We start from the raw sequence: 11,602 nt of genomic DNA on the forward strand, positions 1-11,602 counted from the left end.
GCTAGGAATGCTTCGTACTAATTTGTGGCTGGTCAGCCGGCCATGCGGCGCGACGCCTCGGCGATGCGGTCCGCGATGGTGCCGTCGATGACCTCGTCGCCGACCCGCACCGAGATTCCGCCGAGGACCGTCGGGTCCACGTCGAGGTTCAGGTGCATCGGGCGGCCGTACAGCTTGGCCAGCACCGCGCCGAGACGCTGCTTCTGGACGTCGCTGAGCGGAACCGCGCTGGTCACGGTGGCGACCATGCGGCCACGGCGCTCGGCGGCGACCTTCGAAAGGGACTCGAGGCCCGCTTCCAGGCTACGTCCACGCGGGTGCGTGACGAGACGCGTGACCAGCCGCTCGGTGACGGCGTTCGCCTTGCCGCCGAGCAGGCTGCGGAGCAGCTGGCTCTTGGCGGCGGCGGTGGCCGACCGGTCGGTCAGTGCTGCGCGCAGCTCGGTGTTCGAGGTGACGATCCGGCCGAACCGGAACAGCTCGTCCTCGACGTCGTCGAGGCCTCCGCTGGTCTGGGCCGCCGTGAGGTCGGCGGTGGCCGCCAGGACCTCGAGCGAGTCGACCAGGTCACGGGACTGCGACCAGCGGGACCGGACCATGCCGGACACCAGGTCGAGGGCTTCCCCGCCCACCTGGCCGCCGAGCAGACGACCGGCCAGCTCGGCCTTGGCCTCGCCGGACTGCGCCGGGTCCGTGATGACCCGACGCAGCGAGACCTCACGGTCGAGCAGCGCGGTGACGGCCGCCAGGTCGCCGGCGAGCTTCGCCGCGTCGACGGACGTGTTGTCCGTCAGCGCGTCGAGACGCTCGCGGGCGGTGGCCAGCGCGTCGCGGCTCGCTCCGTTCATCGGGCGGCCTCGGCCTTCTCCTCAAGCTCGCTGAGGAAACGGTCGATCGTGCGGCTCTGCCGGGCGTGGTCCTCGAGGGACTCACCGACAAGCTTTCCGGCCAGGTCGGTCGCCAGCTTGCCGACGTCCTGACGGAGAGCGGAAGAGGCGGCCTTGCGGTCAGCCGCGATCTGGGCGTGACCGGCAGCGATGATCTCCTCACGCTGCCGCTGGCCCTCTGCGCGCAGTTCTTCCTTGAGCGCAGTGCCCTGCTCCAGAGCGTCCTGGCGCAGGCGAGCGGCCTCGTGCCGGGCTTCGGCGAGCTGGGCCTTGTACTGCTCCAGCACGCTCTGAGCCTCGGTCTGAGCGGCCTCAGCCTTTTCGATACCGCCTTCGATGGCCTCGCGGCGCTCGTCCAGAACCTTGTTGATGTTCGGGAGGAGCTTCTTCGCGAGGAAACCGAAGACGATGACGAAGGCGATCAGACCGATGACAAGCTCGGGGATCGGCGGGACGAGGGGGTTACCCGGCTCCTCGGCCGCGAGAACCAGGAGGTTCACATCAGTGCCTTTCGTCGATTCGGACTAGTCGTTGAGTTCGTCTTAGTAGACGAACGGCATGACCAGACCGATGAGGGCGAGCGCCTCACAGAAGGCGAAGCCGAGGATCTGGTTGGCGCGGATCAGACCGGCAGCCTCGGGCTGACGGGCAAGAGCCTGCGTGCCGTTACCGAAGATGATGCCGACGCCGACGCCCGGGCCGATGGCCGCGAGACCGTAGCCGACAGAGCTGAGGGAGCCGGTGACGCCTTCGGTGGCAGCAGCGAGGATCTGGGACATGCCAGTTCTTCCTTCTCTTTCATGGACCGGTGGGGGTTGGCCACCGGACGATTCGGGGGGATTGCAGGAGCGGGCTGTGGCTCAGTGGTGTTCGGCGAGCGCGCCCTGCAGGAAGCTGCAGGCCAGGAGGACGAAGACGTACGCCTGGACAGCCTGGATGAAGAGTTCGAACGCGGTCATCACGATGACCATGACGAACGAGACGCCCGCGTAAGCGATGCCGATCCCGTTCAGCAGGTACCAGCTCGCGATCGTGAACAGCAGCAGCAGCGTGTGGCCGGCGAACATGTTCGCGAACAGTCGGACCGCGTGAGTGAAGGGTCGGACGATGACGTTCGAGAAGAACTCGATCACCATGACCATCGGCAGGATCGGGCCGAGGGACTTGTCGTAGCCGGTGATGTTCTTGAAGCCGCCCACGAAGCCGTGGCGCTTGAATGTCACCGACATCCACATCACGTAGATGACGAGGGCGAGGCCGGCCGGGTACGCGATGACGGCAGTCACCGGGAACTGGGCGAGCGGCACGATCGACCACAGGTTCATGATCCAGACGAAGAAGAACGTCGCGACCATGAAGGGGACGTACTTCTCGCCTTCCTTCTTGCCGAGCGTCTCGTAGACGATGCCGCGGCGTACGAAGTCGTAGCCCGCCTCGGCGACCATCTGAAGCTTGCCCGGTACGACCTTCGGCTTCCGGAACGCGGCCCAGAAGAAGGCCACGATGACGAGCGAGCCCAGGAGGGCCAGCAGCATCGTCTTGTTGAAGTACAGGTTGCTGTCGGCGTCACCGAAGATCGGCTTGAACAGGAACGAGTACAGGGTCGGGCCCGGGAAGCCGCAGCCAGTGCCGTCTTCGAAATGACAATTGATATCGAAGGCGAGCGTCATGTCAGCAGCACTCACCGCAGGCTCCTTCAGCGTGGCGCATAGGTACGGCAACCTCGTTGTGTCGGCGCGGCGTGCAGCCGCGGTTCGGCACTGGACTGGTGTTACGGATGGTGGGGCGACAGTCAGGCATCGAGCCTCGCGATGGAACAGGCGTCAGCTCAGATGCCCGCGCCCGCAATGCCGCAGTTGAAACCGGACGATAGCAGCATCTCGAACGCGCACTTATTCCGCCCCTACCCCTCACGACTTCTGACCCGAATTTCCGGGCTTGTCGCCCTTCATCGAATCCGGTTCGACGTAGAGGATCTTGGCCTTCATATGAGCACGAGCCTGTGCGCCGATCCACACGAGGGTGGTGGCGACGAGCGTGATCGCGAAGGCCTTGGGGTTGAACAGCGTCGTGTTCTTGAACACGGCGAGAAAGACGAAGAGCAGCAGGATCTGGGCCGTGTAGAGCATGAGCCCCATGGCCTGGAACAGGTGCGGCAGTGATTTCGCCGTGCGCTGCAGTACGAGGAATCCGATGCCCATGAACAGCATCACCACGACCGTCGCGACGACGGCGCCCACGGCCCCCTTGCCACCGGCGACGATCCCACTGATGACGGCGGCGAGAGCGCCGGCGACAGCCGTGGGAACGGCGGATTGCAGGAGGGATCGGACGTCATCTGACCGCATGGCGGTTTGCTCCGCGTGGTGGTGGGGGCACGGGACTCGTACAGGACGAGCGTAAGCCCGGTCCGAGAGAGAACCTCGGGCCAATGGACCGTCGCACTACGGTCCTTCGGCTCTGTCGCCGGGTTTAGTGAACGGTATCACAAAGTATTTGATGAGAGCTTTACTCGGAGGGTGTGCCGACTGTCACACATGAGAGTGACCCTGCGCGTGTGTGCGCGACACGCAAGCGGCTTGTCTGGTAAAGGGCGTTCATATCCGACATGCGCTCCGGACGTCAGCGGGAGGACCCTGCCTTACGCCGGTCGGGGAAGCGCGAACGGGGGCCAATGGCGGTCGCCCCGTTGACGCCGGACACACCCGCCACGATCGGCCGGGCCGGCTCCGGCTCCGCCGCCGCATCGTCCTGCAGGGCGGCCTCCGCGGCCCGTTCCGCGTGCCGGTAGCGCGGCGGGACCAGCCGCTCCGCCCAGCGCGGGGCACGCGGGGTGAAGCGCGGCAGCAGGAGCAGCAGCAGGCCCACGGCGCTCAGCCCGGAGATCGCCAGCACGATCCACATCGAGGCGGAATGCACGGAGTACGCCACGGTGCCGAAGGCGATCAATCCTGACCAGAAGTACATGATGAGCACCGCGCGGCTGTGCGAATGCCCGAGTTCCAGGAGCCGGTGGTGAAGGTGCCCGCGGTCCGCGGCGAAGGGCGACTGGCCCTTCCAGGTGCGCCGCACGATGGCGAGGACCAGGTCCGTCATCGGGATCGCGATGATCGTGAGCGGCAGGATCAGCGGGATGAAGACCGGCAGCATCGCGTGGGTCGCGTTGCGCTCGCCGCCGACGAACAGCGCCATCGCGTCCGGGTCCACCTGTCCGGTGACGGAGATGGCGGCCGCGGCCAGCACCAGGCCGATGAGCATCGAGCCGGAGTCGCCCATGAAGATGCGGGCGGGGTGCATGTTGTGCGGCAGGAAGCCCAGGCACATGCCCATCAGGATGGCGGCGAAGAGGGTCGCGGGCGCGGCCGCCTCGATCCCGTAGCCGAACCAGATGCGGTAGGCGTAGAGGAAGAACGCGCAGGTCGCGATGCAGACCATGCCGGCGGCGAGGCCGTCGAGGCCGTCCACGAAGTTCACCGCGTTGATGGTGATCACCACGAGGGCCACGGTGAGCAGGTTGCCCTGCCAGGGGGTGAGCGAGACCGAGCCGACTCCGGGGACCGGGATCCACAGGATGGTCAGGCCCTGCATGCACATCACGCCGGCGGAGATCATCTGGGCGCCGAGTTTGATCAGGGCGTCGAGCTCGAACTTGTCGTCGAGCACGCCGACCAGCCAGATCAGGGCCGCACCGGAGAGCAGGGCCCGCGGCTCGTTCGACAGCTCGAAGACCCCGTTGAGGTTCTTCAGGTGGTCCGCGACGAGCAGGCCGGCGCACAGTCCGCCGAACATCGCGATGCCGCCGAGCCGCGGAGTGGGCTCCCGGTGGACGTCGCGGGCACGGATCTCGGGCATCGCCCCCACGGCGATCGCGAACTTCCGCACGGGCCCGGTGAGTAGATAAGTCACCGCGACCGTGACGCAAAGCGTCAGCAGATATTCACGCACGGGCTGCCCCAGATGTATCGCCGGCCATCTCAGCCCCACACACTAGCTGCGATGTACTCACTGTCGGGGACGCGCAGGGGCGGTATCCCGGTTGCGGTACGCCGCTCTTGCCCCGCTTAAACCCCATACGGCGGAAAATTGACCACCAGCTCGTTGACGTCGCTACGGATCTTCGCGGGCTCCCCGCCGGTCAGCGCGGCCGTGAACAGCTCGGCGATCCGGCCCATCTCGGCCTCCCCCATGCCCTGCGTGGTCACCGCCGCGGTGCCGAGGCGGATCCCGCGCTGGTCGCCGTACGGAAGGGCGCAGGTGTCCAGCACGATGCCGGCGGCGGCCAGCCGGCCCCGGGCGCCCGCGCCGTCGACGCCCAGCGGTGCGGGGTCGGCGGTGATCAGGTGGGTGTCGGTGCCCCCGGTCGTGATCGCGAACCCGCGGGCGGCGAGCCCGTCGGCCAGGGCGCGGCCGTTGGCGACCACCCGGTGCGCGTACGAGGTGAAGGCGGGCCCGGCGGCCTCGCCGAAGGCCACGGCCTTGGCGGCGATGCTGTGCATCTGCGGGCCGCCCTGGGTGAAGGGGAACACCGCCCGGTCGATCCGCTCCGCGAACTCGTTCCCGCACAGGATCATCCCGCCGCGCGGACCCCGGAGCACCTTGTGGGTGGTGGCCACGACGATGTCGGCGTAGGGCACGGGGCTGGGTGCGGCCCCGCCGGCCACGAGTCCGATGGGGTGGGCGGCGTCGGCGATCAGGAAGGCCCCGACCTCGTCGGCGATCTCCCGGAACACGGAGTACTCGGGGTGCCGCGGATAGGAGATGGACCCGCACACGATGGCCTTGGGCCGGTGCTCGTGCGCGAGCCGCTGCACCCGGGCGTAGTCGATGAGCCCCGTCGCGGCGTCCACTCCGTACCCGACGAAGTCGAACCAGCGCCCGGAGAAGTTGGCGGGCGACCCGTGGGTGAGGTGGCCCCCGGAGGTGAGCGCCATGGCCAGCACGGTGTCCCCGGGCCGCAGCAGCGCGGCGTACGCGGCGAGCACGGCGGCGGATCCGGAGTGCGGCTGCACGTTCGCGTGCTCGGCGCCGAAGAGGGCGCGGGCCCGCTCGACGGCGATCTGCTCGGCGAGGTCGGCGTACTCGCAGCCGCCGTGGTGGCGGGCGCCGGGATACCCCTCGGCGTACTTGTTGGCGAGCGGCGATCCCAGTGCGGTGAGCACGGCGGGAGAGGTGAAGTTCTCGGCGGCGATCAGCTGCAGGGAGCCCGCCTGCCGCTGTGCCTCGCCGGCGAGCACGTCGGCCATCTGGGGATCCTGCTGCCGCAGCAGGTCCATCGGCTCGGTGATGACGCTCATGGCGCGACTCCAGGGGGGTACCTCATACCGGGTACCAGCCACTGTAGGCCGGGCCCGCCCGTCCCGCCTCGCGACGCCCGGGGTCCGAAATCCAGCCTCGCCGGCGTTTGAGGCGCGGGGTCCGGGGCGGAGCCCCGGGGAGCGGTGGAAGGGCGGGTAGGGGAAGGCCCCGCAGGGCAACCGCACCCGGCACCGCCGGCCTCAGCGGGAAGCCGTGACGCCCGTCAGGGCCGTGACCACGGGGTCCAGCGCCTGGTTGATCTCGTCGCCGATCGACCGGAAGAAGGTGATCGGTGCCCCGTACGGGTCGTACACCTCGTCCGCGTCCGGGGACGGCGCGAGGAGCCACCCGCGTAGAGCGGCGGCGGCACGGACCAGCGCTCGGGCCCGCTCCACCATCCCGTCCTCCAGCGGCGGCAGGGTCGCGGGGTCTATCGCCCGCACCAGCCGGGTGAACTCCTTCAGGGTGAAGGTGCGCAGCCCCGCGGAGTGCCCCATGGAGATCACCTGGGCACGGTGGTCACGGGTGGCGGTCAGGACCAGGTCCGCGCGTATGACGTGCTCGTCCAGGAGTTCCCGGCCGGTGAAGCCGGAGGCGTCGGCCCCGAAGTCGGCCAGCACGGCGGCCGCGTTGGCCTCCATGGGCGCGCCCTCGTGGCCCCAGGTGCCCGCGCTCTCCACGATCAGGTCGCCGGTGACGGGGCCGCCGAGCCGGTGGGACAGCGCGTGCCGCGTCAGCCGCTCGGTGATGGGCGAGCGGCACACGTTGCCGGTGCTGACGTGGAGTATGCGGAAGGTGCTGTCCCCGGCTATGCCACGCCCCTCAGGGCTCACGGAGCCACCTCGAGGTCGGGCACGACCTCCCGCAGCTGCTCGGCGGTCAGTGCGCCCTCGCGCAGCAGGACGGGAACCTTCCCGGTGACGTCGACGATCGACGAGGGCAGGGTGCTCGGGGTCGGCCCGCCGTCCAGGTACACGGACACGGAGTCGCCGAGCATCTCGCGCGCCGCGTCGCAGTCCTCGGGCGCCGGGTGTCCGGTCAGGTTCGCCGAGGACACCGCCATCGGGCCGACCTCGGTCAGCAGCTCGATCGCGACGGGGTGCAGGGGCATGCGTACGGCCACGGTGCCACCGGTCTCGCCCAGGTCCCACGCCAGCGAGGGCTGGTGCTTGGCGACGAGCGTCAGACCGCCCGGCCAGAAGGCGTCGACGAGCTCCCACGCCTGCTCGGAGAAGTCGGTGACCAGGCCGTGCAGGGTGTTCGGGGAGCCGATGAGGACGGGGGTGGGCATGTTGCGGCCGCGCCCCTTGGCGGCGAGCAGGTCGCCGACGGCCTCGGCGCTGAAGGCGTCCGCGCCGATCCCGTACAGGGTGTCGGTGGGCAGCACGACGAGCTCGCCGCGGCGTACGGCGGAGGCGGCTTCGCGCAGGCCCGTCTTGCGGTCCGTCGCGTCGTTGCAGTCGTATCGCCGGGCCATCAGCGGGCCTCCTCGTGCAGCAGGGGGGTGGCGGGAATGCGCGCGGTGACTGCGCCGCTCACGGCAGGGCCGGTCACGGCAGGGCCTTGCGGGCGGTCGCGAAGCGCGGGCGGTTGTTGAGGTCGGGGTGGTCGGCGGCGTCGGCCCAGCCCTGCTCCTCGGCGAAGATCCACGGGACCTGTCCGCCCTGGGTGTCGGCGTGCTCGATGACGACGATGCCGCCGGGGCGCAGCAGCCTGTGGGCGGTGCGCTCGATGCCGCGGATGGTGTCCAGGCCGTCCTCGCCGGAGAACAGCGCCATCTCGGGATCGTGGTCGCGGGCCTCGGGCGCGACGTACTCCCACTCGGTGAGCGGGATGTACGGCGGGTTGGAGATGACCAGGTCGACCTGTCCGTCCAGCTCGGGCAGGGCGCTGAGCGCGTTGCCCTGGTGGACCGTGACCCGGGAGCCCTCGGCGTTCTTGCGGGTCCACCGCAGGGCGTCCTCGGACAGCTCGACGGCGTGCACGCGCGAGCGCGGCACCTCCTGCGCCATGGCGAGCGCGATGGCGCCGGAGCCGGTGCAGAGGTCCACGATCAGCGGTTCGACGACGTCCATCGCCCGGACGGCCTGTATGGCCCAGTCCACGACCGACTCGGTCTCGGGCCGGGGCACGAAGACCCCGGGCCCGACCTGGAGCTCCAGGTACCGGAAGAAGGCACGGCCGGTGATGTGCTGGAGCGGCTCGCGCGCCTCGCGGCGGGCGACGGCCTCCCAGTAGCGGGCGTCGAAGTCCGCGTCCTTGACGTGGTGGAGTTCCCCCCGCTTGACGCCGTGCACGAAGGCCGCGAGCTCCTCCGCGTCGAAACGCGGTGAGGGCACGCCGGCGGCGGCCAGCCGCTGGGTGGCCTGGGCCACCTCGGCAAGCAGCAAGTTCACGCTGGTCCTCCGGGCTGCTGTCGTACGGGGGGTGGTGCGGGGTCCTGCAGGTGCTGCAGGTGCTGCAGGGGTCCTGCGAGGGGACTCAGTGCGCGGACGCGAGCTTGGCGGCGGAGTCCGTGTCGACGCAGGCCTGGATGACCGGGTCGAGGTCTCCGTCGAGCACCTGGTCCAAGTTGTACGCCTTGAAGCCCGTCCGGTGATCCGAGATCCGGTTTTCCGGGTAGTTGTACGTACGGATCTTCTCGGAGCGGTCCACGGAGCGCACCTGGCTGCGGCGCACGTCGGAGGCCTCCTGCTCGGCGGCTTCCTGGGCGGCGGCCAGCAGGCGCGAACGCAGGATGCGCATCGCCTGCTCCTTGTTCTGGAGCTGGCTCTTCTCGTTCTGGCAGGAGGCGACCACACCGGTCGGGATGTGCGTGATGCGCACGGCCGAGTCGGTGGTGTTGACGGACTGGCCGCCGGGGCCCGAGGAGCGGTACACGTCGATGCGGAGGTCGTTCATGTTGACCTCGACCTCCACCTCCTCGGCTTCCGGGGTGACGAGCACGCCGGCGGCGGAGGTGTGGATGCGGCCCTGGGACTCGGTGGCCGGCACGCGCTGGACGCGGTGCACGCCGCCCTCGTACTTCAGACGGGCCCAGACGCCCTGGCCGGGCTCGGTGGCACCGTTGCCGCCCTTGGTGCGGACGGAGACCTGGACGTCCTTGTAGCCGCCGAGCTCGGACTCGGTGGCGTCGATGATCTCGGTCTTCCAGCCCACGCGCTCGGCGTAGCGCAGGTACATGCGGAGCAGGTCGCCGGCGAACAGGGCCGACTCGTCACCGCCCGCACCCGCCTTGACCTCCAGGAGCACGTCCTTGTCGTCGCTGGGGTCGCGCGGAACGAGCAGCAGGCGGAGCTTCTCGGTGAGCTCTTCGCGCTGTGCGGTCAGTTCCTTGACCTCTGCCACGAAGTCCGGGTCGTCGGCCGCGAACTCCTTCGCCGTCTCGATGTCCTCGGCGGACTGCTTCCAGGCACGGAAGGTCGCGACGATCGGGGTCAGCTCCGCGTAGCGCTTGTTCAGCTTGCGCGCGTTGGCCTGATCCGAGTGGACCGAAGGGTCGGCGAGCTTCTTCTCAAGATCGGCGTGCTCGCCGATCAGTTCCTCGACCGCCTCGAACATCGGGGGCTCCTGAAGATGGTGAATGTGAAGAAAAGGGCTGCGGGACGAGAAAGGCGCCGGTCCGGCTGCCCCCGTGCAAACAGGGTGCAGCCGGGATCCGGCGCCTGAGGCTCGCTACTTCTGTGCAGCCTTGCCGAAGCGGGCCTCGAAGCGGGCCACGCGGCCACCGGTGTCGAGGATCTTCTGCTTGCCCGTGTAGAACGGGTGGCACTCGGAGCAGACCTCGGCTCGGATGGAGCCCTCGGTCAGGGTGCTACGGGTGGTGAACGACGCGCCACAGGTGCAGCTGACCTGGGTCTCGACGTACTGGGGGTGAACATCGCGCTTCAAGGTGTCTCCTAGATTCGGGAGGGCGCCGGGTCGCAGGAGCCGAATTGCGCGCTGCGTGAACCGGGGCCGACAGACCAGTCTGCCAGGACCGGGCTGCCTGTCAAAATTCTGAGGACGCCTCCCTCAACGGAGGGGGGCCGGCATCTATTCCGCCGCCCGCCGGAACCCGTCCGACCAGGCGGTTTCGTGCTACCGGACGACGGTACCGGCGGTGCCCTTGTCGCCGGCCGAGTTCGCGGTGGCCTCGGCGGGCACCTGCTGGTCGGCCAGCAGGGCGTCCCAGACCATCTGGGACTCCTTGGTGAGCGGGACGACCCGGTTGGGGTCACGGGTGTCACCGGTCACCGGCAGGGTGATCATCTGCATGTTCTCGGGGCTGATGCCCTCCAGGCCCTGGGCGAATCCCATGAGGGACTTCACGTCGCCGAGCGCCTTGTCCGTGGTGATGGCCTTGGTGGCGGTGTCCGCCACGTCGAGCAGCTTCTTCGGGTTCTCGAAGACGCCGATGCTCTTGACCTGCTTGATCAGCGCCTTGATGAAGGCCTGCTGCAGCTGTATTCGGCCCAGGTCGCCGCCGTCGCCGACGCCGTGGCGGGTACGGACGAGGCCGAGGGCCTGCTCGCCGTTCAGCCTGTTCGTCCCGGCGGGCAGGTCGAGGTGGCTGTAGTCGTCCTTGATCGGCTTGGTGGTCGTCACCTCGACGCCGCCGAGCTTGTCGATGATCTCCTTGAAGCCCGTGAAGTCGACCTCGAGGTAGTGATCCATGCGGATCCCCGACATCTTCTCGACGGTCGCGACGGCGCAGGCGGCCCCGCCGACGGTGAACGACTCGTTGAACATCTTGCGCGGGCCGCCCAGGTCGGTCTTGCCGTTCGAGAGCTTGCAGGAGGGCCTGGTCACGAGGGTGTCGCGGGGTATCGATACGACGGTGGCCTTGGTGTGGCCCTCGTTGAGGTGGACGACCATCGCCGTGTCGGAGCGTGCGGAGCCGCCGTCGTCCTGGCCGTACTCCCCGTTGGCGCCGCTGCGGGAGTCGGAGCCGAGGACGAGGATGTCCATCGAGCCGTTGTCCACGTTCTGCGGGCGGTCCGTGCCGAGGGCCGCGTCGATGTCGACCGTCTTGAGGTTGCCGTTGAACTTGACGTAGAAGTAGCCGAGCCCCGCCCCGCCCAGGACGACCACGCCGGCGGCGGTCCACGCGGCGATGACGACGGCCCTGCGGCGCGCGGCCGGCTTCCGTCGGCGGCGTCCCGCGCCGGTCCTGCGGCCGTGGCCGCTGTTGTCCTGGCTCATGCTCTGCTCTGCCCGTCTGTGTTCGGCCCGCTTCCCCGTTACCTCTGACAGAGACGGTCGGGCGCCCCCCAGGGTTCCACGGCCGCCTGTGCGTCCCGTGTGCATCCGGTGTGCGTCCCGGCCCGTGCGCCCCCCGCGACCGGCTGCGGCGGACACCCCCCGATCCGGCACCCACCTGCGGTTTCCCCCGTGAGCGCGGGGTGGGCGTCCGGGGCCGCGCGGTGTACGGAGTGTGG

General features: G+C 69.3%; 13 protein-coding genes. All 13 read right to left on the reverse strand.

The window, feature by feature from the left end; all coding sequences use genetic code 11:
* Positions 1 to 32: 32 nt before the first annotated feature.
* A complete protein-coding gene (locus OG898_RS04805; protein ID WP_266955153.1) occupies positions 33 to 848 on the reverse strand; it encodes a F0F1 ATP synthase subunit delta in 816 nt (271 codons plus the stop codon).
* On the reverse strand, positions 845 to 1,387 hold the full coding sequence (locus tag OG898_RS04810) for a F0F1 ATP synthase subunit B (protein ID WP_266955155.1): 543 nt from the start codon (positions 1,385 to 1,387) through the stop codon (positions 845 to 847). Before OG898_RS04810 ends, OG898_RS04805 begins: the two co-directional genes overlap by 4 nt.
* A gap of 42 nt (positions 1,388 to 1,429) precedes the next feature.
* A complete protein-coding gene (locus OG898_RS04815; RefSeq protein WP_266955157.1) occupies positions 1,430 to 1,666 on the reverse strand; it encodes a F0F1 ATP synthase subunit C in 237 nt (78 codons plus the stop codon).
* An 81-nt stretch (positions 1,667 to 1,747) separates the two neighbouring features.
* Positions 1,748 to 2,557, reverse strand: a complete 810-nt coding sequence (atpB, locus tag OG898_RS04820; RefSeq protein WP_266960080.1) for a F0F1 ATP synthase subunit A — start codon at positions 2,555 to 2,557, stop codon at positions 1,748 to 1,750.
* A 240-nt stretch (positions 2,558 to 2,797) separates the two neighbouring features.
* Complete coding sequence (locus OG898_RS04825; protein ID WP_266955159.1) at positions 2,798 to 3,235, reverse strand: hypothetical protein; 438 nt, start codon at positions 3,233 to 3,235, stop codon at positions 2,798 to 2,800.
* Between the two features lie 274 nt (positions 3,236 to 3,509).
* Positions 3,510 to 4,844 carry an MraY family glycosyltransferase gene (locus OG898_RS04830; RefSeq protein ID WP_266960082.1) on the reverse strand — a complete coding sequence of 445 codons (1,335 nt, stop codon included), beginning with the start codon at positions 4,842 to 4,844 and terminating at the stop codon, positions 3,510 to 3,512.
* A 104-nt stretch (positions 4,845 to 4,948) separates the two neighbouring features.
* Entirely contained in the window at positions 4,949 to 6,181 is a 1,233-nt protein-coding gene (glyA, locus tag OG898_RS04835; protein ID WP_266955161.1) for a serine hydroxymethyltransferase, read from the reverse strand.
* Between the two features lie 201 nt (positions 6,182 to 6,382).
* The gene (locus OG898_RS04840) at positions 6,383 to 7,015 is read right to left on the reverse strand and encodes a protein-tyrosine-phosphatase (RefSeq protein WP_266881145.1); all 633 of its coding nucleotides are present in this window, start codon (positions 7,013 to 7,015) and stop codon (positions 6,383 to 6,385) included.
* On the reverse strand, positions 7,012 to 7,659 hold the full coding sequence (locus tag OG898_RS04845) for an L-threonylcarbamoyladenylate synthase (RefSeq protein WP_134071127.1): 648 nt from the start codon (positions 7,657 to 7,659) through the stop codon (positions 7,012 to 7,014). The genes OG898_RS04840 and OG898_RS04845 overlap by 4 nt, the downstream gene beginning before the upstream one ends.
* A gap of 73 nt (positions 7,660 to 7,732) precedes the next feature.
* Positions 7,733 to 8,578, reverse strand: a complete 846-nt coding sequence (gene prmC, locus OG898_RS04850; protein WP_266955163.1) for a peptide chain release factor N(5)-glutamine methyltransferase — start codon at positions 8,576 to 8,578, stop codon at positions 7,733 to 7,735.
* 85 nt (positions 8,579 to 8,663) lie between these two features.
* The gene (gene prfA / locus OG898_RS04855) at positions 8,664 to 9,743 is read right to left on the reverse strand and encodes a peptide chain release factor 1 (protein ID WP_266881142.1); all 1,080 of its coding nucleotides are present in this window, start codon (positions 9,741 to 9,743) and stop codon (positions 8,664 to 8,666) included.
* A 114-nt stretch (positions 9,744 to 9,857) separates the two neighbouring features.
* Positions 9,858 to 10,073, reverse strand: coding sequence for a 50S ribosomal protein L31 (gene rpmE, locus OG898_RS04860; protein ID WP_112448418.1), 216 nt, complete (start codon positions 10,071 to 10,073; stop codon positions 9,858 to 9,860).
* Positions 10,074 to 10,262: 189 nt separating this feature from the next.
* The gene (locus OG898_RS04865; protein WP_266955166.1) at positions 10,263 to 11,366 is read right to left on the reverse strand and encodes an LCP family protein; all 1,104 of its coding nucleotides are present in this window, start codon (positions 11,364 to 11,366) and stop codon (positions 10,263 to 10,265) included.
* Between the last annotated feature and the right edge of the window lie 236 nt (positions 11,367 to 11,602).

The sequence above is a fragment of the Streptomyces sp. NBC_00193 genome (assembly GCF_026342735.1).
GTDB classification, from domain to species: domain Bacteria; phylum Actinomycetota; class Actinomycetes; order Streptomycetales; family Streptomycetaceae; genus Streptomyces; species Streptomyces stoeckheimensis.